This window comes from Arthrobacter sp. NPDC089319 (assembly GCF_040684925.1).
Classification (GTDB): Bacteria; Actinomycetota; Actinomycetes; order Actinomycetales; family Micrococcaceae; genus Crystallibacter.
Genome location: NZ_JBFBGZ010000003.1, coordinates 1 through 19,696, shown reverse-complemented (window position 1 = coordinate 19,696; position 19,696 = coordinate 1). Strand labels below are relative to the sequence as shown.

Annotated in this window: 23 protein-coding genes, 1 pseudogene and 1 riboswitch; of the genes and pseudogenes, 14 read left to right on the top strand and 10 right to left on the bottom strand. The window is 66.8% G+C overall.

Annotation, left to right across the window (positions count from 1 at the left end; all coding sequences use genetic code 11):
• The first annotated feature begins 149 nt into the window (after positions 1 to 149).
• The 3 genes from AB0N75_RS05115 to AB0N75_RS05105 are packed head-to-tail and all read left to right on the top strand — an operon-like array spanning position 150 to position 2,013.
• Positions 150 to 569 carry a MarR family transcriptional regulator gene (locus AB0N75_RS05115; protein ID WP_364646081.1) on the top strand — a complete coding sequence of 140 codons (420 nt, stop codon included), beginning with the start codon at positions 150 to 152 and terminating at the stop codon, positions 567 to 569.
• Between the two features lie 5 nt (positions 570 to 574).
• Positions 575 to 1,111: a hypothetical protein gene (locus AB0N75_RS05110; RefSeq protein ID WP_364646078.1), complete on the top strand. Its 537-nt coding sequence runs from the start codon at positions 575 to 577 to the stop codon at positions 1,109 to 1,111.
• Positions 1,112 to 1,140: 29 nt separating this feature from the next.
• On the top strand, positions 1,141 to 2,013 hold the full coding sequence (locus AB0N75_RS05105) for a class II glutamine amidotransferase (protein WP_364646075.1): 873 nt from the start codon (positions 1,141 to 1,143) through the stop codon (positions 2,011 to 2,013).
• 102 nt (positions 2,014 to 2,115) lie between these two features.
• On the opposite strand, the gene AB0N75_RS05100 is transcribed toward AB0N75_RS05105, so the two are convergent.
• Positions 2,116 to 2,592 (bottom strand): acyl-CoA thioesterase, encoded by a 477-nt coding sequence (locus tag AB0N75_RS05100; RefSeq protein WP_364646072.1) that lies wholly within the window; start codon positions 2,590 to 2,592, stop codon positions 2,116 to 2,118.
• Between the two features lie 110 nt (positions 2,593 to 2,702).
• Here AB0N75_RS05100 and AB0N75_RS05095 point away from each other — a divergent pair, with 110 nt between their 5' ends.
• From AB0N75_RS05095 to AB0N75_RS05085, 3 genes are all read left to right on the top strand, one after another.
• On the top strand, positions 2,703 to 3,017 hold the full coding sequence (locus tag AB0N75_RS05095) for a hypothetical protein (protein ID WP_364646069.1): 315 nt from the start codon (positions 2,703 to 2,705) through the stop codon (positions 3,015 to 3,017).
• A gap of 131 nt (positions 3,018 to 3,148) precedes the next feature.
• Complete coding sequence (locus AB0N75_RS05090; RefSeq protein WP_241913553.1) at positions 3,149 to 3,547, top strand: DUF202 domain-containing protein; 399 nt, start codon at positions 3,149 to 3,151, stop codon at positions 3,545 to 3,547.
• On the top strand, positions 3,547 to 3,897 hold the full coding sequence (locus AB0N75_RS05085) for a DUF202 domain-containing protein (RefSeq protein ID WP_364646066.1): 351 nt from the start codon (positions 3,547 to 3,549) through the stop codon (positions 3,895 to 3,897). Before AB0N75_RS05090 ends, AB0N75_RS05085 begins: the two co-directional genes overlap by 1 nt.
• A gap of 137 nt (positions 3,898 to 4,034) precedes the next feature.
• Here AB0N75_RS05085 and AB0N75_RS05080 read toward each other — a convergent pair whose 3' ends face one another.
• Together AB0N75_RS05080 and AB0N75_RS05075 are read right to left on the bottom strand one after the other, a co-directional pair.
• Complete coding sequence (locus AB0N75_RS05080) at positions 4,035 to 4,433, bottom strand: YchJ family protein (RefSeq protein ID WP_364646064.1); 399 nt, start codon at positions 4,431 to 4,433, stop codon at positions 4,035 to 4,037.
• A gap of 106 nt (positions 4,434 to 4,539) precedes the next feature.
• Positions 4,540 to 5,211, bottom strand: coding sequence for a TetR family transcriptional regulator (locus AB0N75_RS05075; protein ID WP_364646062.1), 672 nt, complete (start codon positions 5,209 to 5,211; stop codon positions 4,540 to 4,542).
• 81 nt (positions 5,212 to 5,292) lie between these two features.
• Between AB0N75_RS05075 and AB0N75_RS05070 the strand changes: the two genes are divergently transcribed.
• Entirely contained in the window at positions 5,293 to 5,790 is a 498-nt protein-coding gene (locus tag AB0N75_RS05070; RefSeq protein ID WP_364646061.1) for a CarD family transcriptional regulator, read from the top strand.
• Positions 5,791 to 5,928: 138 nt separating this feature from the next.
• Here AB0N75_RS05070 and AB0N75_RS05065 read toward each other — a convergent pair whose 3' ends face one another.
• Complete coding sequence (locus AB0N75_RS05065) at positions 5,929 to 6,987, bottom strand: phosphatase domain-containing protein (RefSeq protein ID WP_364646058.1); 1,059 nt, start codon at positions 6,985 to 6,987, stop codon at positions 5,929 to 5,931.
• Between the two features lie 111 nt (positions 6,988 to 7,098).
• On the opposite strand from AB0N75_RS05065, the gene AB0N75_RS05060 reads away from it, so the two are divergent.
• The 3 genes from AB0N75_RS05060 to AB0N75_RS05050 all read left to right on the top strand — a co-directional run bounded on the left by AB0N75_RS05060 (position 7,099) and on the right by AB0N75_RS05050 (position 9,491).
• Entirely contained in the window at positions 7,099 to 7,494 is a 396-nt protein-coding gene (locus AB0N75_RS05060) for an SRPBCC family protein (RefSeq protein ID WP_364646055.1), read from the top strand.
• Between the two features lie 205 nt (positions 7,495 to 7,699).
• Positions 7,700 to 8,170 (top strand): DUF4383 domain-containing protein, encoded by a 471-nt coding sequence (locus tag AB0N75_RS05055; RefSeq protein ID WP_364646052.1) that lies wholly within the window; start codon positions 7,700 to 7,702, stop codon positions 8,168 to 8,170.
• A 106-nt stretch (positions 8,171 to 8,276) separates the two neighbouring features.
• Positions 8,277 to 9,491, top strand: a complete 1,215-nt coding sequence (locus AB0N75_RS05050) for a hypothetical protein (protein WP_364646049.1) — start codon at positions 8,277 to 8,279, stop codon at positions 9,489 to 9,491.
• A gap of 69 nt (positions 9,492 to 9,560) precedes the next feature.
• Here AB0N75_RS05050 and AB0N75_RS05045 read toward each other — a convergent pair whose 3' ends face one another.
• The 3 genes from AB0N75_RS05045 to AB0N75_RS05035 all read right to left on the bottom strand — a co-directional run bounded on the left by AB0N75_RS05045 (position 9,561) and on the right by AB0N75_RS05035 (position 11,071).
• Complete coding sequence (locus AB0N75_RS05045) at positions 9,561 to 10,292, bottom strand: NAD(P)H-dependent oxidoreductase (protein WP_364646046.1); 732 nt, start codon at positions 10,290 to 10,292, stop codon at positions 9,561 to 9,563.
• A gap of 114 nt (positions 10,293 to 10,406) precedes the next feature.
• The gene (locus AB0N75_RS05040; protein ID WP_364646044.1) at positions 10,407 to 10,619 is read right to left on the bottom strand and encodes a hypothetical protein; all 213 of its coding nucleotides are present in this window, start codon (positions 10,617 to 10,619) and stop codon (positions 10,407 to 10,409) included.
• On the bottom strand, positions 10,616 to 11,071 hold the full coding sequence (locus tag AB0N75_RS05035; protein WP_364646041.1) for an Lrp/AsnC family transcriptional regulator: 456 nt from the start codon (positions 11,069 to 11,071) through the stop codon (positions 10,616 to 10,618). The genes AB0N75_RS05040 and AB0N75_RS05035 overlap by 4 nt, the downstream gene beginning before the upstream one ends.
• 185 nt (positions 11,072 to 11,256) lie before the next feature.
• Here AB0N75_RS05035 and AB0N75_RS05030 point away from each other — a divergent pair, with 185 nt between their 5' ends.
• Entirely contained in the window at positions 11,257 to 12,504 is a 1,248-nt protein-coding gene (locus tag AB0N75_RS05030) for an FAD-dependent oxidoreductase (RefSeq protein ID WP_364646038.1), read from the top strand.
• 103 nt (positions 12,505 to 12,607) lie between these two features.
• A complete protein-coding gene (locus AB0N75_RS05025; RefSeq protein ID WP_364646035.1) occupies positions 12,608 to 12,820 on the top strand; it encodes a hypothetical protein in 213 nt (70 codons plus the stop codon).
• A 171-nt stretch (positions 12,821 to 12,991) separates the two neighbouring features.
• On the opposite strand, the gene AB0N75_RS05020 is transcribed toward AB0N75_RS05025, so the two are convergent.
• The 3 genes from AB0N75_RS05020 to AB0N75_RS05010 all read right to left on the bottom strand — a co-directional run bounded on the left by AB0N75_RS05020 (position 12,992) and on the right by AB0N75_RS05010 (position 15,276).
• On the bottom strand, positions 12,992 to 14,302 hold the full coding sequence (locus AB0N75_RS05020) for an Nramp family divalent metal transporter (protein ID WP_364646032.1): 1,311 nt from the start codon (positions 14,300 to 14,302) through the stop codon (positions 12,992 to 12,994).
• Between the two features lie 342 nt (positions 14,303 to 14,644).
• Positions 14,645 to 15,133 (bottom strand): PIN domain-containing protein, encoded by a 489-nt coding sequence (locus tag AB0N75_RS05015; protein WP_364646029.1) that lies wholly within the window; start codon positions 15,131 to 15,133, stop codon positions 14,645 to 14,647.
• Positions 15,130 to 15,276 (bottom strand): hypothetical protein, encoded by a 147-nt coding sequence (locus AB0N75_RS05010; RefSeq protein ID WP_364646026.1) that lies wholly within the window; start codon positions 15,274 to 15,276, stop codon positions 15,130 to 15,132. Before AB0N75_RS05010 ends, AB0N75_RS05015 begins: the two co-directional genes overlap by 4 nt.
• 29 nt (positions 15,277 to 15,305) lie before the next feature.
• Positions 15,306 to 15,429, bottom strand: a riboswitch (SAM riboswitch).
• 276 nt (positions 15,430 to 15,705) lie between these two features.
• Between AB0N75_RS05010 and AB0N75_RS05005 the strand changes: the two genes are divergently transcribed.
• Both AB0N75_RS05005 and AB0N75_RS05000 read left to right on the top strand, forming a co-directional pair.
• A complete protein-coding gene (locus tag AB0N75_RS05005) occupies positions 15,706 to 19,281 on the top strand; it encodes a TM0106 family RecB-like putative nuclease (RefSeq protein ID WP_364646023.1) in 3,576 nt (1,191 codons plus the stop codon).
• A gap of 266 nt (positions 19,282 to 19,547) precedes the next feature.
• Positions 19,548 to 19,696 (top strand): annotated as a pseudogene (locus AB0N75_RS05000) (superoxide dismutase); the annotation flags it as partial.

Genomic DNA, 19,696 nt, shown 5'->3' with positions numbered 1-19,696 from the left:
CTCCCTCCTGGCTGGTTCCATCGTAGGAAGCTGCGGCACCGGCGTCAGCATGCTCTGCTGACGGCAGAAAAGCATCCAAACATGCAGTTCCACGGCAAATTCGACGTTTGAGGTCGATCAGCAGGAGGCCTCCCTTGTAGGGTGACGGCATGGCACCTCTACGACCCATCGGATTTTGGCTGAAGCTCGTTGACCGCCTGATCGACGAACAGTTCATCGAGACCATGGAAGAACACGGCATCACGCGCCGGCAGTGGCAGCTGATGAACCTGTTGGCGGATAAACCCTCCACCGCCGATGAGCTGACCGAGGCCCTGGGCCCGTTCATCCCGGAGACGGAAGACGAAGGGCCGCAGGCCCCGGTGGAAGAACTGGTGGAAAGCGGTTGGGTCAGTTCCGTGGACGGGCACTACGCCCTGACCGACACCGGCCGCGCCAGCCTGTCCTCGCTCGGCGACGTGGTTGACCGCACACGGGCCGTCATAGCCAAGGGCATCAGCGACGACGAGTACGCAGCCACCCTGGACGTCCTGGAACGCATCGCCCGCAATCTCGGCTGGGACGGATAGCAGCCATGGCAACGCCGGCCCAGCTGCGGAAAAGCGCGCTGGCCCTGCCGGAAACTTCCGAGGCCGTGCGCTCCGGCAAGGCCGCTTTCTCCGTCCGGAAACAGGAGTTTGCGACGCTGGGCCAGGACGGCCTGCTCCACCTACCTCTGAGCGACGACGACGCCGATGCCGCCTTGGCTGCCCACCCGGCGGCCGAGCGGTGGGCACCCAAGGGAAGACCCACGGGCGTGCAGCTGCCATTGTCCGAGATCAACGGCAAGGACCTCAATTGGCTGCTCCGCCGCTCCTGGCTGGTTTGCGCACCGAAACGGCTGGCAATGCAACTTGAAGCCGCCTATTCCGGCACCACGCCTCACATGTTGCCGGCGGTCGGCGGCCCGGCCACCCGAGCCCTGCTCTCCGCGGGCATAACCGACTTGGACGCAGTGGCCCGCCACAGCCAGGCGGAACTTCTGGCACTGCACGGCGTCGGCCCCAAGGCCGTACGGATCCTGACGGAAGCACTCGCTGCCTCCGGGCAGTCGTTGCAAGCGCACGGATAGCCGGCGCGACAGGGCGGAGGGCAGCACGGATGTGCAGGTTGTTCGGGCTCCATGCCGGCGGACACCGGGTCCATGCCACCTTCTGGCTGCTGGGTGCCCCTGACAGCCTGTCCGAGCAGGGCAGGCGCCAGCCCGATGGAGCAGGCATCGGCATCTTCACGTCGCTCGGCGCCCCGATTGTCAGCCGGCAAGCAGAATCGGCCTGGCACGGGCGGACGTTTGAACTCGCCGCGCGCGACTTCACCTCGACCACCTTTTTGGCCCACGTGCGGTATTCGTCGGGCAGCAAGGACTCGGTTGCCAACACCCACCCCTTCGAGCAGGACGGCCGGTTGTTCGCGCACAACGGAGTCTGCCGCGGCCTGGAGCTGCTGGATGAACGGCTGCAGCGGCTCGGTGCCGCGTCCCTGGTGCGAGGCCAGACCGATAGCGAACGGATCTTCGCGCTGATAACGGCCGAAACACGCCGCAGCCACGGCGATGTGGCCAGTGGCATCACCGCCGCGCTGGGCTGGATCATCGACACCCTGCCGCTCTACAGCCTCAACATGGTCATCACGACGCCGGACCACCTGTGGGCGCTCCGCTATCCGGACACCAACGAGCTGTACATCCTGGAGCGGACGCCCGGCGATCCTGCCGGCCGAGAACAGCTCGATGCCCGAAGCAGCCGCATCCGCGCGCACTTTCCCGACCTGGCCCGGTTTCCGAGCGTGGTTATTGCCAGCGAAGTCATGGACAGCGAAACCGGCTGGCGGCTGATGGGACCGGGCGAAATGGTCTGCGTCGGACCGGACCTGATCGTCGAGTCGAGCAAGCCGTTCCCATCCAGCCCCGCGTTCCCGCTGGCACTGCCCGATCTTGGCCGGCATGCCGTCAGCCAACGACCCGACTTAAGCTAGCCGACGTTTTGAACCAGGCCAAGCGGCCGGGCACACGGAGCCCTACTCATGCCGGACGGCCGGTGCGCGGGGATCCGCAGCCGGCCCACCGCCGTCGTTGTTTCAGCGGAAGTTGGGCTCGCCCAGATAAGGTTCCAGGATCTTCCGCTGCCGGTCGCTCAGGCGCAGCAGTCGGCCGGAGTCGGTGTGGAAGAACGCCAGCGTGGTTTCGGCCAGCACGCACTGCTCGGCGGTGACCGGGTCCATGATCATGTACGCGATGGTCAGGCTGGCGCCCTTGATCGCGCTGATCCAGACCTCCACGTGGGCCGGGATGTTGCGGTAGTTCAGCGGCCGGACGTATTTGACCCGGTGCTCGGCCACCAGCGCCTGGGTGGATTCGGGCAGGTCGGAGAAGACCGGCAGGTCCACCTCGAGACCGGGTCCTCCGGTCCCGGCCGGCGGGCCGAACGCGTGGATGCGCGCTTCCTCCAAGATCCGCAGGATCTCTACGTTGTTGATGTGCCCGTAGGCATCCATGTCGCCCCAACGCATCGGAACGTTACAGGACAGGCGCTGGGCGGAAGGTGTCTCGGTCATGGCCCGATTTACTTTACCGGCCGTTTACGTTGTGGAAACTGTTTGGCATTCCGGATCCGGGACCCTATAGTAGGAGGGCGCCGCAGAGTGTGATGCGCAACACAAGTCTCATGATGAATACATACGAAACAGAAAATACAGCCAGCGAGGCACCGGGATTCGACGTTTGGGTGGACGTCGAACTCCACGTCGATACCCAATTGGGCCTCATTCAGTTCTGCCTCGAAGGCGAGCGCGTCCTGGGGTGGTCCGACAATATTGCCGCCATCGCTGCGGCGATGGCGGACTCCGCCGGAACCGCCCAGTGGTGCGAAAAATACTCCAAACTCCTGGTGCCGAGTTCCCGTAAGGGTGCGGGAAACCGCTTCTTCACCGTGACGAGGATGGACCCAGAGCACGACGACGGGGACCGCCCGGCGGCGTAACCGTGCACTGCCGCCTGGCCGCGGCCGGTTGGTGCGGGCCCGCTCCCTTACCGACGCTTGGTACGAACGCGCCCGGGCGGACACGACCGTCATGAACGCTGCCCTGCCGCGGACATGACTACCATGAAGCCGTGCCTACTTCATCGCCTTCGCCCCGCCCGGAACGCGGCAAGTTCGCCGCCAAGCTGCTCCGCGGCGGCACCGAACCCGATCCGCGGTTCACGCTGGCCAACGAGCGCACGTTCCTCGCCTGGATCCGTACCTCACTGGCCCTGGTGGCCGGAGGCATCGCGGTGGAGGCCTTCACTACCGACATTTTTGATCCGGCGATCCGCACCACCATCGCCGTCGTCCTCCTGGTGCTGGCGATGGCGATCGGCTGCGGTTCTTTCTTCCGCTGGCTGAACATTGAACGGTCCATGCGGCACAAGACTCCCCTGCCGCTTCCGCTGATCGCCCCGATCCTAGCCATTGGCGGCGGCGTGGTGGCCGCGTTGCTGCTGGTCTTCGTCCTGCTGCGCCTGACGTGATGCGACGCGCCCGCCCCCTGCCCGAGCCGGGACACCACGACGCCGGCCTGCAGCCCGAGCGCACCTCGCTGGCGTGGAGCCGGACAACCCTGGCCATGATCGTGGCGACGGCCATGTTCCTGCGCTGGTTTCCGGAATACGGCTGGTTCACCGGAACGCTCGTGGCCGTGTCGCTGTGCACGGCCATGGGCATCTACATCACCCAGCAGTTGCGCTACCGCCGGGCGGTCTCCGGCATCGCCAACGAAAGGATCCACGCCGATGCCGCCGCGGCCGCCTGGATCGCGGGCAGCGTAGTGGTGCTGGGCGCGCTCGGCCTCTTCGCCGTCCTGTTCCTGGCCTTGGACTAAGTTACGACGACGACGCGCCGCTGGCGCGGACGGGCGTGCCGCGCAAAGCTGGCGCGGCTCGCCCGTGGGCGCGCAAGGCTGGCGCGGCCGGTCGTGGGCGCGCAGGGCTGGCGCGGCCGGTCGTGGGGCGGCGAGAGTCAGGACTGTGACAGTGCGTCGCGGTAGACCCAGCGGCCGTCCTCACGAACGAACGTGCTCTGTTCCTGCTGCGCATGTTCCTGGCCGCCCTCGCGGTAGGTAGCGCGGAATTCCACCGTGCCGGCCCGGTCCGATTCACCGCCGCGCCTGGCCCTCAGGATCTGCAGGCCGGTCCATGCCAGCGCGGGATCCAACTCAAGGCCCGCCGGCCGCGTTTCCGGATGCCAGGTCCGCAGCAGATAGTCGACGTCGCCCGCCACGAAGGCGGTGTAGCGCGAGCGCATCAGGGCTTCCGCCGTTGGGGCCTCGGCGTCGCCGCGGTGGAACGGCCGGCAGCATTGGCCGTAGGTGTGGCCGCTCCCGCAGGGACAGGGCATATCGATCGGCACGGTCTTCATTCAGGCACCTCCGCGTTCTTCACGAAGCAGGGACTGCACAGCGTCGGCGCCGCCTCGTTAAGGGCCGCCCTGCTCGTACCGCACGTCCAGGCTCCGCTCGTCACGTTCAGTGGGCCAGTTCGCGGGCCGAAGCGTAGATGTCAGGCAGATTGTCGTTCCGGCCGGCCTCGCGCCGGGTCACCCATACTTCGAAGGCGACGCGGACCACTGCCGCGCAGGTCTCGAACGCCAGCCGGATCTGCAGATCACTGACGCCGTCGCGGCCGAACCTGTCCATCAGGGCATCCACCAGCCCGGTAGTCCGGGTGGCGTTGTGCTTGAGCAGGGCCGCCCTCAGCAGCGGCTCCTTCCGGATGAGCTGGTTGACCAGCAGCATGCTTCGGGCCTGCGGCGCATCGTTGTCCGCATACCCCTGCATCACCTGCTGGTAGACGCGCTCCAGCTCTTCGCGCGGACTGCCGGAGGGGTCGATGGCCAGCAGACCGATCTCAAGGGCGGCGTCGAAATCCTGATGCGCCGGCAGCGCGGCTTCTTCCTTGCTGGTGAAGTACCGGAAGAACGTGCGCTGGGAGATCCCGGCGGCGTTGGCAATGCCGTCCACCGTGGTGGCATCAACGCCGTATTCCTGGAACAGACGCAGCGCGGCCTGGCTGATTTCCGCCCGGGTCTGGCGCCGCCGTCGCTCCCTTAGTCCGGGTGCGGCAGCAGGGAGCTCAGCCGTGGAAGGGCCGGGCACATCGGTTCTGGAAGCGTCGCTGAACGACGATTTCTGTGGCATAGCAGCTTCCAAGATACCCCAATATTTGAGTATTCGCTGCCAATGTGGCAGTATCTGCCATAATGGCATGAAAGGGCATCAATGAACATTAAAGTTGGCGACACCCTCGTCTACCCCCCGCACGGCGCCGTCACCGTGACCGATCTCCGCACCCGTCCATTCAAGGACTGCCAGACCAAGTTCGTGCAGTTCCGCGCGCATCATGACGGACTGATGATCGAACTGCCGCTGGGCAACGCGGAAACGGTCGGCGTACGCAAGGCCATCAGCAAGAAGGGCGTCAAGGAGGTCTTCGCGATCCTCAAGGCGAAGGTGCCCGAGGACCAGGAGAACTGGTCGCGCCGCTTCAAGGCCAATCAGGAAAAGATCAACAGCGGCGACATCTATAAGGTCAGCGAAGTGGTCCGCGATCTCTCGCTGCGGGCGCTCGGCCGCGGTTCCTCGGCCGGCGAAAAGCACCAGCTCGAGCAGGCCATGCGGATCCTGTGCTCCGAGATTGCGCTGGCCGAAAAGACCGACAACGAATCGGCCCGCGAGATGATCGAAGCCGTCTTCGGCCCGGTCGACGCCACGGTCTAACCACTCACTATTCAACAGGCGGCCTTCTCAGCTCTGAGAAGGCCGCCTGTTGAATATTCGATTCCGGGGCACACCGGCGCCGCGGTTCGCAATGAACTGTGGACCATGCCCGCAGCCCTGCCGCCCGCGGCGGCGGTGCTACAGGATGCCCAGCTGCTGGAGCTGGTTCGCCAGACCCTTCCCGTCCGGGGCATAAATCCAGGGGATGCTGCGCGCCGGACCGCTGGGACGGTCCTGTGAACGGCCGCCGGCCAGCACCGCTTCGCTGACGGAGAGCTGCCGGATGGCGATGGCCGCCACGTGCCCCGGATAGCGCAGCGCGAAGCCGGCGTAGATGGCTTCGTCGTGCTGTCCGTCGTCGCCGATCAGCAGCCACTTGATGTCCGGGAACTCCTCGGCCAGCCGCCGCAGCTGGTCCACCTTGTGGCCCTGGCCGCTGCGGAACCAACGGTCCTTGGTGGGGCCCCAGTCGGTGAGCAGCAACGCGCCGTCCGGATACAGGTTTCGGGAAAGGAACCTGGTCAGTGTCTGCGCAACATTCCACGCGCCGGTGGACAGGTACAGCACGGGGCTGCCCGGATGTTCACGGGTGACCCGTTCCAGCATCACGGCCATGCCCGGCGTGGGGTTGCGCGCATGCTCATCCAACACAAAAGTGTTCCAGGCCGCCAGCAGCGGACGCGGCAGCGCCGTGACCATCACCGTGTCATCGACGTCGGAGACCACGCCGAAGCGCTCCCCCGGCGGCACCACATACACCGAGGCTCCCACCGGCTCGGAGTCCTCGCAGCGCAGCGTGACAGTATGCCAGCCGGGCTCAAGATCCACTGACACTTTCGCATCCACCACGCCGCCGCGGTCGGCCACCACATGATGTTCCACGCCGGCGGCTGAGATGGTCACCCGCGCATTGGCCACCGGCGGGCTGATGAAGTTCCGCCAGCCGCGGATGCCGTCGGCCACCAGTTTGGAGGGCATCCGGCCATTGTCGAAGGCGCCGGGCCGGGCCATGACCACCCGGCCGAGCACACGGATCCAGCCGGCCGTACCGTAGCCGGTAAACGGCATCACGGTAGCCACATAGCCGCGCCGGCGCGCCCGCCGTTCCCGGTACGCCTGCCACCGGTCCTCAACGCGCATGCCGATGTGGGCTGCCTTCTCCTGGAGATCGTCGCCGTTGCCAGTCCTGAATGCCATGGTCCAAGTCTGTCATGGGCTGCGGCCCGGCCCTCCATCTTTGGCGCTTGCGGCCCAGAGGACGGGCCGTGGGGTCTTGTCCGCGCCGAAGTGAACCTGAAGACTGGTCCCATGACCTTTGCAGCGCGGCATATCAGCATTGCCATCAACCGCCCCGTTGGGGAGGTCTACGAGTTTGCCGGCAACCCGGAGAACCTGCCGAAGTGGGCCGCCGGCCTCAGCTCCTCCATCGGCATGGTCGACGACGACTGGGTCGCGGAAACGGCCGCGGGACCGGTGCGGGTGAAGTTTGCCGAACGCAATGAGTTCGGCGTGCTGGACCACTTTGTCATCACCGCGTCCGGCGAGTCGATCTACAACCCGCTGCGGGTGCTCGGCAACGGCGACGGCGCCGAAGTGGTTTTTACGCTGTTCCGCCGCGCCGGCATGGATGAGTCGAGCTTCGAGGCCGATGCGGCCGCCGTGGACCAGGATCTGCACACGCTCAAGCGGCTGCTCGAGGCCTGAGCCGGCCCACCGCCGTCGCGCTCCACAGGTCCACCAGCGCGGCCGCGCCGACGCACCCAAGCCGGCCGCCGTCGTCGTGATTTTTCCCCGCCGGAGTGCGCAAACGGACGTACACTGAAAGCGCTGGTTCCGACGTCAGATACGCCCTACCAACGGCCGAGTTGCACCTCGACAAAGTTTCGAAACTCATTGTTTGGGAGGAGAAATGACAACCGCTTCACCGCATGCCGGTCACGCCCACGTTTCCCGCGGGAATGTGCGTAACGCCGCGATGACTTCGGGAATTGTTCTCTTTGTAATCGGTGTCCTGGGCTTCATCCCCGGCATCACTATGGCGTACGGAGAGATGGCCTTCGCCGGCGGCTCCGAAGCCAAGTTGCTCAACGTGTTCCAAGTGTCCGTGTTGCTCAACATCATCTACCTGGTGGTAGGCGTGGTGGGCTACATCATGAGCCGCACTGCCAGTGGCGCCCGGGAATTCCTGATGGGAGCAGGCATCCTGTACCTGGCGATGTGGCTGTACGGCCTGATCGTCGGACCCGGCGAGTATGGGGCCAACTTCCTGTCCACCAACACAGCCACCAACTGGCTGCACTTCGTCCTCGGCGCGGTCATGCTGGCCCTGGGGATCACCTACATGATGCGCCGCGGGGACGAGGCACACGAAACAACATAATCGCTGCCTGCCCCCGCCGGAGCCTCCGGCAGAACGGTTAGCGCGCGGACCCCAGTCGGCAATGACTGGGGTTCGCTGGCGTGCGGGCCCATCGGATACTAACCGCGTGATGATCATGATCGCCTGCGGCTTGCTGCTGGCCGCCGGCCTGGCCGCGGTGGTCCTATGCGGCGGGGAGCGCTTCCGGCTCCCGACGGATAACAACGACGGCGGCGCCCGCCCGGGCGGCACAGGCCCCGTCCCGTACCACCGCCGCTTTTCCGCGAACGACGGCGGCGCCCTGCTGGTCCACGTTGCGCGCCGGGTGCTGTGGTGGGCGAACGTGCTGCTGGTCGGCGGCGGAGTGACCGGACTGTGCATGGCCGGCGCCGGCGGACGGCTGGTGATGCGCCTGTTGGCGGTGACATCGCCGGAAGACGACGGCAGGCTCACCGACGCCGGGGAGACGATCGGCGAAATCAGTCTGGAAGGAACCTCCGGCTTCGTCGCGTTCGGCGTCGCCATCGGCTGCGCGACGTCGCTGCTTTACGGCCTGGTGCGCTGGTGGCTGCCTGCCGGGCGGATCGGCGGAGCAGCCTTCGGACTGCTGTTGCTGCTGGGGCTCAGCACGGTGTTCGGGCCGCTGGAGCCGGACAGCCGGGACTTCCGGGTGGTGGGCCCGGCCTGGCTGTCGATCGCCGCGTTCTCCGCGCTGGCTGTTGCCCACGGCATGCTGGTCGGGACGGCCAGCAGCTGGCTGTCCCGGCGCGTGCCTTTGCTGCAATCGGCGAAAGACGTGCGGTGGTACCTTCCGCTGGTGCTGGTGCTGGTTCTGCTGGGCGCTGGCGCGGGAGTTGTCGTGGCCTGGATGGTTGCCGCCGTCGTCGTGAGCTGGGCAGTGGCGGCCCTCAGGCTGAAAGTGTTGCGGGGTCGGCGGCGTGGAGCGGACGTGGTGCCCGGGACACCGGGCCCGCCGAGCGGACCGGGCGGGCCCGGCGGGCTAGGCGGGCCGGCCGGGCCGGGCGGGCCGGGCGGGCCGGGCGGGCCGGGCGGGCCGGGCGGGCCGGAACCGATGCCAAGTGAGCCCGAACTGTCGGGGGTGGCACCGGGTGGTGCGTCGGCGCAGGCCGGGGCGCGCGCCGAGCCCGGATCGACGGCATGGACTGGGACCGCGGCGCAGCCGGGAGCGCCGGCGCTCAGTGCCGAGCCCGGGACGGGACAGGGGCCCCTGCAGGGACGCTGGGTGCTCGTCGGACGGATGGCTTTGGCTGCGCTGGCCGTGGCTTGGCTGCCCGGTTTTCTGACCTCGATGGCCGCCATTGTGGCGGCCGGCAGCCCGTAGCCGGCCAGCTTAAAGCGAATCGCTCCGCCGGATGAGGATACGGCGGAGCGATTCGGTCAGCAGGCAGGCTTAGACAGCTGCGGCCTGCGGGGTGCGGATGGTGGCGAAGCCTTGGGCCCAGGGAATGAGCTGGTCGATCATCGGGGCAAGCGTTCCGGCGTTCTGCTCGGTCGGCTTGAAGTCGGCAAAGTTCTCGAAATCGGTGAACAGCGAGAACATCACCTGGTTGCGGACCACGGCCACCTGCAGCTCGGCCAGGAGGTTGCGCAGGTGTTCGGCAGCGCGGACGCCACCCATCGAACCGTAGGACACGATTCCGGCGGCCTTGTTGTTGAATTCCGCGTTCAGGTAAGACAGCGCGTTGGCCAGTGCCGACGAGACGGTGTGGTTGTATTCGTTGGCCACGAAGACGTAGCCGTCGAACTCGGCGATCTTGGCCGACCAGGCCTTGGTGTGATCGCCCTGGTAGTTCTGGTAGGCGGCGGGGTACGCCTCATCCAGCAGCGGAAGGTTGAAGTCGGCGATGTCGACGACCTCGAAGGTGGCGTCGGTCCGGCCGGCCAGTTCAGCGGCCACCCACGCGGCCACCGAGTCGTTGACCCGTCCGGGGCGGGTGCTTCCGGTGATGATGGCGATCTTGGGGAGGCCCGCGACGACTGCTGCCGGGGCCGAAGCCACCGGAGCCGTCGAGGCAGCAGCGCTGACTGTTGCATTCTCTTGGGGTTCGGCAGCTGCCGGCGCGGGGTTGGCGGCAGACCGGCGGGCGCTGGACTTGCTGAAAAGATTCTTAAACCAGGACATGGCAGCCTTCGATAGATTGCTTGACGTTTCAACAATCTTAGCGGCGCAAAGAATGACATGTCAACAAATGGTGGTAGTGGAGCGCTGCCTCCTGGCGAGGTGCGGACGCGAACGTCACCGCGGGCCGCCGGCGGCGGATCGATCACCGTGCGAGCGGGCACCGCCGGAGGCCGCACTCGCCGGGTCGATCACAGGCCAGCGGGCGCCGCCGAAGGCCGCACTTGCCGGGTCGATCACAGGCCAGCGGGCACCGCCGAAGGCCGCGCTCCCCACATCGATCACAGGCCAGCGGGCACCGCCGAAGGCCGCACTTGCCGGGTCGATCACGGGGCCAGCGAACTTCCCGGCGGGCGGACATGTTCAAAGATGACGGTGGTGTTTGTCCCGGCCACCTCCGGGCGGACACTGAGGTTGTTGGCCACCAGATCGCGCAGCGCAGCGGAGTCCGGCACCGCCACGTGGATCAGGAAATCGCGGTCTCCGGTGACAAAGAAGATCCCCTCCACCGCAGGCAGTCCCGCCAGGTAGTCCTTGAACTCGGTCAGGTTTGACCGGGCATGGGCCTGCAGCCGGATGGAAATCAGAGCCTGCAGGCCGCGCCCCACCGCAGCAGGATCGACGTCGGCATGGAAGCCCCGAATCACTCCCCGGTCGCGCAGGGATCGGATTCGGCCCAAGCAGGTCGACGGAGCAATGCCTGCAGCCGCGGCGATCGCGTTATTGGGGGTCCGGGCATCGTTCTGGAGCAGCTCGACGATCAACCGGTCTATGCGGTCCAATCCGGACCCTGTTGTAGCCCCGAAAGAGCGTCGAACATCATTCGATTCCACCATGTGACAGCCACCACTTCCTGAACTTTAGGTCAGCAATAACCAGTCTCGCAGAATCTTCTCCAGATCACTTGAGATACAGCTAAACATTGTTCACGATGGAGCCGAAAGCAGATACAACCCGAGGAGCACCCATGTACTCGCGCGCACACACCCCGAGCACCGCCGTCGTCGTTGGCGCCGGCATGGTGGGACTGGCCACCGCTTGGCACTTGCAGGAACGCGGCGTGGAAGTGACCGTCCTGGACAGGTCCGGCGTCGCCGCCGGTGCTTCCTGGGGCAATGCCGGTTGGCTGACGCCGGGCATGGCCATGCCGTTGTCGGACCCGAGCCTCTGGACCTACGGCCCGAAGGCCCTGGTTGATCCCGCGGCGCCGCTGCATGTTCCCGCCCGGATGGACCCGCAGCTGTGGCAGTTCCTGGCCCGCTTCGCGCTGCATGGCACGCAGAAGGCGTGGGACCGGACCATGGCCGCGCTGACGCCGATCGACCGGATGGCGCTGGAGAGCTTCGATGAGTTGACCGACAACGGCGTCGAATCCTGGACACGGAAGGGCCCTTTCATCGTCGGCTTTGAGGACGAAAAGGAGAGCCGGCATTTTGTCCACGAGCTTGCCAACGTGGAGAAGGCCGGCCAGTCCGCTCCGCTGACCCGGCTGGACGACGCCCAGATGAAGGTGCCGCAGCTCTCCACCGCCGTCTCGACGGTGTTCGAACTGGAGGGACAGCGGTTCCTTGAGCCCGGCCCGTTTGTCGAGGCCCTGGCGGAAGCAGTGGTGGAACGGGGCGGGAAGATCATCCCCGGCGCGGAGGTCCGCTCACTGCGCCACGGCCACACCGGGATCTCGGTGGAAACCTACGCTCAGGAGCCCTTCCACGCCGACGTCGTTGTCCTGGCCACCGGGGCTTGGCTTCCCGAGCTGGCCAAGCCGCTGGGCGTGCGCACCATGGTGCAGGCCGGCCGGGGCTACTCCTTCAGCGTCGCCACCGACCAGCCGGCCGAGTTCCCGATTTACTTCCCCGCCCGCCGGGTGGCCTGCACCCCATATCAGGGGCGGTTGCGCATCGCCGGAACCATGGAGTTCCGCGGCCCGGACGAGCCGCTGCAGACCGGGCGGATCGACGCCATCCTGGCCTCGGTCCGGCCGCTGTTCACCAACATGGATCTGGATCATCTCGAGGACATTTGGGTGGGACCGCGCCCGGTCACCCCGGACGGGCTGCCGCTGGTTGGCGCCACCCGCTCCCCCGGCGTCTACGTTGCCGGCGGCCACGGGATGTGGGGCATTGTGCTGGGCCCGGCCACCGGAAAGCTGCTGGCCGAGCAAATTGTCACCGGCCGGGTGCCGGACGAGATCCGGCCGTTCGACCCGCTGCGCTGACGGGAGGGCGCGGGCATCCAATACGCCGCTGACAGCCGGCCCGCCGCGGGTCTATCATGGTCGGCATTCGGGCCGCGGTACGGCCCGAGGAAGGGTGGCTGTCATGGAGTCGCTGACCGTGCCGGATCTGGATGCGAGGACGCTGGAAGGACTCCGCATCCTCGCCGACGCGCACCACCGCACACCGGAGGCCGAAGCCCGGGCCATCCTTGTCCAGGTGGTCCGGGGGCTGGGCGAAGCCGACGATCTCCTCGCGTCGATGGTTGGCGACGAGGAGGCCGAGGCCGGCGGGCATCGCCGGAGGGGCCAGCAGTAACCACTGGCCGCCGGGCCGGACCTGCGTACAGCAACCTCGGCGGCAGCCGGGGCCGGCCTGTCCCGGTGCCTCCGCGAACTGCCCACGCACGCTGGCGCGCACCGCCGTCGTCGTCGTTTAAATGGTGCTGCCCCGCACCGGAAGGTACGGGGCAGCAGTCCGTCTCTAGAATCAGCCGCCGAAGACCGGGGCGATGCTGTTCCACAACTGGTAGACACCGAGGACCACGAACAGCAGCGCACAGATGCCCAGCGCAATGTTCGTATGGAGCTTGTTGGCCCACTCCTTCGGGATGCGCTTGCCGTTGAGCAGACCCAGCAGGGTCAGCGCCAGGAACGGCATAAACAGCGATCCCAAGGCGCCGTAAATCAGGATCAGCGCAATCGGCTTGCCCAGCATGAACAGCAACATGGGCGGGAAGGTCAGCCAGAGCACGTAGAACTTGAAGTACTTGCCGCCCACGCGGGTGTCCGGGTGGCCGGACTCCTTCTTGCGCATGTTGCCCCAGAAGTCGGCGAACATCAGGGACACACCGTTCCAGACGCCGATGATGGAGGAGAACGACGCGGCCCAGAAGCCGATCAGGAAGCCGGTACCGACCACGTCGCCGTACTCGGCCTTGAGCACCTCGTAGAGGTCCAGCAGGCCCTCGTCGCCGGCGCTCAGCGAGACGCCGGCGGAGCGGACTACCTCGGCACCGACGATCAGCATGGCGATCACGAAGATGCCTGTCATGATGTAGGCCACGGAGTTATCGATCCGCATCACGCGCATCCACTTGGGCGTGTGCCAGCCCTTTTCGCGCAGCCAGTAGCCGTAGGCTGCCAGCGTGATGGTACCGCCGATGCCACCGGCCAGCGCCAAGGTGTAGAAAATGCCGCCGTCATCCTGCGGGATCATCGGCACCAGGCCGCCGATCATTTCCGGAATGTTGGGCACAGCGATGATGGCCAGCCCGACCACGGTGACGAACATCAGTCCGACGAGCACCGCGGTGATCTTCTCGAAGGTGGCGTACTTGCCGAACCACACCATGACAAAACCGGCCAGGCCCATCAGGATGGCCCAAGCCCACAGCGGCAGCACCGGGAACACCGCGGCCAACGGCAGCGCTGCCGATGACATTGCAGTGGCACCGTAAACGAAGCCCCAAATCATGATGTACGGGCCGAAGTACCAGGTGGTCCAGCGGCCCAGCGAGCGCCAGCCCTCGAAGATCGTCTTGCCGGTCGCCAGCGAGAATCGCCCGGCGCCTTCAACCAGAATGATCTTCAGGATGACGCCGACGATCACCGCCCAGAACAGGCCGTAACCGTAACGGGAACCGGCGACCAACGTGGCCACCATATCCGCGGCACCGACGCCGGTGGCCGCAACAACGAGGCCGGGACCGACGATCTTCCATTTGGCGGGCGCCCCGCCGTCGTTGTCAACGCGTACAGCGGGATCCGCCGCACCCGTGATGTTGTTCTCAGTGGCCATGAGCCATGTATTCCTTACCGTGATGGAGCTTGTCCGCAGAAAACGGGCGGCACGAGTGCCGCCCGTCACCGGACCCCGTTTAGTTTCTCACGCGTTCCGAACGTCCGGTCAGTAAAGCACCGAAGGGGCCACAAGGGGAACCGTTGGACGCCCGGGAGGCTCCGTTGAGCGGAAAATAGCGGCGCTACTGTGGCTTTTCGCACATCCGCTTTCCCTCTGTCATACGGGCCGGGCACAGCCACCGGCGTTATCCACCGGCGCCATCCGCCAGCACTATCCGTCGGCGCACTCCAGTTGGGGCTATCCGCCGGGGTTCATCCGCCGGGATTCATCCGCCGGGATTCATCCGCCGGCGGCAGACTTCCACGGGTCGCATGCCTCAACCGACAGCCGCCGGTAGCCTTCGGCGTTGCCGGACACCACGGTCAGGCAATGCTTGACGGCCGTCGCGGCAATCAGCGACTCCACGGCCGGCACATCCTGGATGGCCAGTGGCGCCCAGGCCTCCGCCACCTGCTGGTCCACCGGAAGGATGTAGGCGGCGAACCGGTCGGTCAGCTCGGCCAGCCAGCTGTCCGCCTGCCCGGCCAGGGCGCTGTCCTGAGTGCTGAGCGCGTGCAGCTCCCCCAGCGTCAGCGCTGAAATGTAGACGCGGGAGCGGCGGCGCCGCTGCAGGAACTCCACGACGGCGGGGTCTGGGTTCTCGCGCCTGAGTTCGGCGACCACGTCGGTGTCCAGCAGCAGCCCGCGGGCACGCGGCGGCCCGGTGGTCTCGGCGGTTGTCGACGCGGGACCGGCCGCCGACGGTGTTGATTCGGTCCTGCTGGTCATCGGGCAGCGACGGCGCGCCGCAGCCCGCGGGTTTGCACCGCCGCATCCAGTAAGAAATCCACAAAGGCTTCCCTTGCTGCGGAGATCTGCTCGTAGTCGGCCAGACTCAAGACCTGGAGTTGCGGGGATTCAAGGGTGTCCATGGCAGCCGGCGCCGGGCGCCGCGTCCTTTCGGGTGCTCTTGCCCGCACCGGTAGCCAGTGGCTGATGCAGGCCGCTTCGTCATCCGAACCACCCAACGAGCGTGGGGTTGGTATATGGCCAAAGTCGGAGCTTGGCGGCCACAATTCTTGAAGCTAGGGCTACTTTAGCTGGTCCGGGTGTCGGCCGTGAGAGATCGTGGTCACATCGCGTAACAGGGCGCCGTAACGTTTCATCTTGGAGCGCGGACGCGGCGGATGATGACCGCGCCCGGGCATTTTGGCGGCCTGCCAAGCGCATCCTTCCGAAACTGTCCGCACCGGCTGGTACATCTTTAACTGCCGGCAGGCACCGGCCGGCGGCGGGATATCGTTGGGGGGACCCCGCCGCCGGCCGGGTTGGCAGCTGCCGTACTTGTGCAAGGAGGCACCGTGTTTCTGCTCGACTCCGACGCCGCCGGGGCTGACCGGGACCTGGTCTACACGGCCACCGACCTGGTCACCGCCGCCCAGTGCGAGTACCAGGTCCTGCGCAAGCTGGACCAGAAGCTGGGCCGCTCCCCGGTGCCGGACTTCGGCCGGGACGAGATGCTCGAGCGCACCGCGGCGCTGGGCGATGTGCACGAGCACCGCGTGCTGCAGCAGTTCCGCGACGCTTTCGGCTCCGGCGTGGTGGAGATCGCCGAGACCAGCAGTTACACCCGCGAAGACCTTCTGGCCAAGCATGCCGAATCCATTGCGGCGCTGCAGTCCGGCGCGGACGTGGTGTTCCAGGCCTCCTTCTTTGACGGCGGCTTCCATGGCCGGTCCGATTTCCTGGTCAAGACCCAGCACGACGGCGGTGCCCCGGCTTACGCCGTCTACGACACCAAGCTGGCCCGCCACGCCAAGGTCACCGCGCTGCTGCAGCTGGCCGCCTACGGGGACCAGCTCCTCGAGGCCGGCATCAGCGCGGCTCCGACGGTGACGCTGGTGCTCGGCGACGGCCGGCGCAGCGACCACAGCCTGACCGACCTGCTGCCGGTCTTCCGCGAACGCCGCGGCCGTTTCCTGGACCTGGTCGCCGCACACCGCGGGCAGCCCGCGGCGGTCCGCTGGGGAGACGAACGGGTTAGGGCCTGCGGCCGCTGCGACTACTGCGCCGAACAGGTTGAGCTGCACCGCGATCTCCTGCTGGTGGCGAACATGAGCACGGTGCGCCGCCGCAAACTCCATTCGGCGGGAATCCGCACGATCGACCAACTGGCCGCGCTGGAATTGCCGGCCGGCGAATCGTCGACCGGCGCGCTGGCCCGATTGCGCGACCAGGCGCGCATGCAGACCGGCACCGCGGAGCCGGACGGCAGGGTCACCTTCCGCAAGGACGGTGACGAACACACCGTGGCGTACCGCGTGCTGGAACAGCACACCTTGGCCCGGTTGCCCGAGCCGGACCCGGGCGACATCTTCTTCGACTTCGAGGGCGACCCGCTCTGGCAGGACGAGGACGCGGTCTGGGGGCTGGAGTACCTGTTCGGCGTGGTGGAGAACCCTCCGGCGGGTGGCGGCCCCGCACCGTTCAAACCCTTCTGGGCGCACAGCCGCTCCGGTGAACGAAAAGCGCTGGCGGATTTTTTGGACTACGTGTCCGAACGGCGCCGCAACCACCCCGGCCTGCACATTTACCACTACGCCAACTACGAGAAGGCCGCCCTGCGCCGGCTGTCGTTGCAGCATCTGGTCGGCGAAGAGGCTGTGGATGAACTGTTGCGCGAGGGCGTGCTGGTTGACCTCTACGACACGGTCAGGCACAGCCTGCGGATTTCGGAGAACTCCTACAGCATCAAGAAGCTGGAACCGCTCTACATGGGCGATAACTTGCGCTCCGGCGATGTGAAGGACGCCGGGGCATCCGTCGTGGCGTACGCGCAGTACTGCGCCGCCCGGAACGCGGGCGATGACTCCGAAGCCGACACGATCCTCAAGAGCATTGCGGACTACAACGAGTACGATTGCCTGTCCACGCTGGAATTGCGCAACTGGCTGCTGGGGCTGGCCGCCGAACGCGGAGTTGTCCAGGGACAGACAGCGGAGTCCGCTCCTGCCCTCCCGGCGGGAACAGCCGCTGACGACGGCGGACCGGTCCTGCCGCAGGAACAGCGGCTGCTGGACTACGTGGCGGCAGCCGCCGACGAGGCCGCCTCACGAGGCCAGGAGCTGTCCGCGGACGAACAGGCGGTTGCCATGGTCGCGGCGTCCGTCGGCTACCACCGGCGCGAAGCGAAGCAGTTCTGGTGGGCACATTTTGACCGGCTGGATGCCCCTGTCGAGGACTGGGCCGATGTGCGCGACGTCTTCACTGTCGATTCCGTCCGCGTGGTTACCGAGTGGGCGAAGCCGACCTCCCGCAGCAACCCGGTCCGCGTTCTCGCGCTGACCGGCCGGCTGGCTCCCGGTTCCACCCTTAAGGAAGGCAGCCTGCTCTGCCGCCTCTACAACCAGCCGTACCCGGCGTTTCTCTGCGATCAGAAAGACGGCGTCAACCACCGTGCCTACAGCTTCGGCGCCGAGGTGCTGGACTTGGGGGCGGACGGCGGGAAGGACATGCTGGTCATCAAGGAGCGGTTGCCGCGCGGCGCCGCCCCATACACCGAGTTCCCAGTGGCGCTGACACCCGATCAGCCGGTGCCCACTACGTCCATCCGTCAGGCTCTGGCCGATTTGGCGGCCGCGGTTGCCGGCACGCTGCCCAACTTCCCCGCCGAACCGGCGCTGGATCTGCTGCGACGGCGGCCGCCTCGGCTGGCAACGCTGGCTCAACTGCCCGCAGTCCAAGGCCACCCGGACGGTTACGTCGATGCGATCACCGCCGCCGTTGCCGATTTGCAGGACTCCTATCTGGCGGTTCAGGGGCCACCGGGCACCGGCAAGACCTACGTCGGGTCGCACGCCGTCGCCCGGCTGGTGGCACTGGGCTGGAAAGTCGGCGTGGTCGGCCAGTCGCATGCGGTGGTGGACAACATGCTGCGCGCCGCCATCGAAAAGGCCGGTGTGCCGCCGGAACTGGTTGCCAAAAAACCGAACGGCGACCATGACCTTCCCTGGCCCAACCGAAGCACCGCAGATGTGACCCGGTTGCTCGAGTCGCCGGGAGGCACGCTGATCGGCGGCACGGCGTGGACCATGACCGGTTCGGCGGTCCCGCCCAAGTCGCTGGATCTGCTGGTCATTGACGAAGCCGGCCAGTTCTCGCTGGCGAACACCCTGGCCGTTTCCCGCGCGGCCAAGCGACTGCTGCTGCTCGGCGATCCGCAGCAACTGCCGCAGGTCACCCAGGGCACGCACCCGGAACCAGTGGACGAATCCGCCCTCGGTTGGCTCTCTGCAGGTCATGCCACCTTGCCGCCGGAGCTGGGCTACTTCCTCGCCCGGAGCTGGCGCATGCATCCGGACCTTTGCCGGGCAGTGTCAGTCCTGGCCTACGACGGGCGGCTCGAATCGGCACCCGCTGCCGCCACGCGGCACCTGACGGGAGCCCCGGCCGGAGTGGAGTGCGTCTACGTTGACCATCAGGGCAACGCCACGTCGTCACCGGAGGAAGCCGCCGAGGTGCTGGCCCAGGTCCGCAGGCATGTGGGTCTGCCCTGGCGCGAAGATGGCACAGCGATGCCCCGCCCGCTGGCCGGTGCGGACATCCTGGTGGTGGCACCGTACAACGCCCAGGTCCAGCTGATCCGCTCGGTACTCGATGACGCTGGCCTGCCTGACGTGAGGGTCGGCACGGTAGACAAGTTCCAGGGCCAGGAAGCGCCCGTCGTGATCGTTTCCACCGCTGTGTCCGCTGCTGCCGAAGCTCCGCGGGGGATGGAGTTCGTGCTGAACCGGAACCGCAACAACGTGGCGGTCTCGCGTGGACAGTGGCGCGCGGTCATCGTTCGCTCCCGCGCGCTCACCGACTACCTGCCGGCGCGGCCCGCCGGCCTTGAGGAACTCGGTGCCTTCGCCGGGCTCTGCGACTGCCCGGCTTGAATCGACCTCGGCTTGAATTGACCTCAGCTTGGATTGACCTCAGCTTGGCCCGCGGGCCAGAGGTGAAACGGGTCGGAAGGCCAAACTGCCCCGGCATGCTGCGGATGTCGTGCTACGTTACGGGCGAAATCCGCTACGGTGCCGGGCCCGAACATGCTTGAATGAGAAGCGGCAGCACGGCGGGCCAACCACCCCGTTGCCCGTGCCGGCTGGAAGTGTGCACGTAGTAGTTTACGCACAGTAATTCCGACGAGAAGAGGAAGAACATGAGCAAGTACGAACTGCCCGAGCTCGACTATGATTACGCAGCCTTGGAGCCACATATCTCGGCCCGGATCATGGAGCTGCACCACTCCAAGCACCACGCCACCTACGTGGCCGGCGCGAACACCGCACTGGAGCAGCTGGCCGACGC

What these genes read in the sequence shown, in the direction of transcription:
- AB0N75_RS05110 (WP_364646078.1), top strand. Translation starts at nt 575, where the DNA reads ATGGCAACGCCGGCCCAGCTGCGGAAAAGCGCGCTGGCCCTGCCGGAA.
- AB0N75_RS05080 (WP_364646064.1), bottom strand. Translation starts at nt 4,433, where the DNA reads ATGAAGACCGTGCCGATCGATATGCCCTGTCCCTGCGGGAGCGGCCAC.
- AB0N75_RS05010 (WP_364646026.1), bottom strand. Translation starts at nt 15,276, where the DNA reads ATGGACACCCTTGAATCCCCGCAACTCCAGGTCTTGAGTCTGGCCGAC.
- AB0N75_RS05030 (WP_364646038.1), top strand. Translation starts at nt 11,257, where the DNA reads ATGTACTCGCGCGCACACACCCCGAGCACCGCCGTCGTCGTTGGCGCC.
- AB0N75_RS05015 (WP_364646029.1), bottom strand. Translation starts at nt 15,133, where the DNA reads ATGACCAGCAGGACCGAATCAACACCGTCGGCGGCCGGTCCCGCGTCG.
- AB0N75_RS05070 (WP_364646061.1), top strand. Translation starts at nt 5,293, where the DNA reads ATGAACATTAAAGTTGGCGACACCCTCGTCTACCCCCCGCACGGCGCC.
- AB0N75_RS05020 (WP_364646032.1), bottom strand. Translation starts at nt 14,302, where the DNA reads ATGGCCACTGAGAACAACATCACGGGTGCGGCGGATCCCGCTGTACGC.
- AB0N75_RS05085 (WP_364646066.1), top strand. Translation starts at nt 3,547, where the DNA reads ATGCGACGCGCCCGCCCCCTGCCCGAGCCGGGACACCACGACGCCGGC.
- AB0N75_RS05095 (WP_364646069.1), top strand. Translation starts at nt 2,703, where the DNA reads ATGATGAATACATACGAAACAGAAAATACAGCCAGCGAGGCACCGGGA.
- AB0N75_RS05065 (WP_364646058.1), bottom strand. Translation starts at nt 6,987, where the DNA reads ATGGCATTCAGGACTGGCAACGGCGACGATCTCCAGGAGAAGGCAGCC.
- AB0N75_RS05105 (WP_364646075.1), top strand. Translation starts at nt 1,141, where the DNA reads ATGTGCAGGTTGTTCGGGCTCCATGCCGGCGGACACCGGGTCCATGCC.
- AB0N75_RS05115 (WP_364646081.1), top strand. Translation starts at nt 150, where the DNA reads ATGGCACCTCTACGACCCATCGGATTTTGGCTGAAGCTCGTTGACCGC.
- AB0N75_RS05060 (WP_364646055.1), top strand. Translation starts at nt 7,099, where the DNA reads ATGACCTTTGCAGCGCGGCATATCAGCATTGCCATCAACCGCCCCGTT.
- AB0N75_RS05075 (WP_364646062.1), bottom strand. Translation starts at nt 5,211, where the DNA reads ATGCCACAGAAATCGTCGTTCAGCGACGCTTCCAGAACCGATGTGCCC.
- AB0N75_RS05025 (WP_364646035.1), top strand. Translation starts at nt 12,608, where the DNA reads ATGGAGTCGCTGACCGTGCCGGATCTGGATGCGAGGACGCTGGAAGGA.
- AB0N75_RS05055 (WP_364646052.1), top strand. Translation starts at nt 7,700, where the DNA reads ATGACAACCGCTTCACCGCATGCCGGTCACGCCCACGTTTCCCGCGGG.
- AB0N75_RS05100 (WP_364646072.1), bottom strand. Translation starts at nt 2,592, where the DNA reads ATGACCGAGACACCTTCCGCCCAGCGCCTGTCCTGTAACGTTCCGATG.
- AB0N75_RS05045 (WP_364646046.1), bottom strand. Translation starts at nt 10,292, where the DNA reads ATGTCCTGGTTTAAGAATCTTTTCAGCAAGTCCAGCGCCCGCCGGTCT.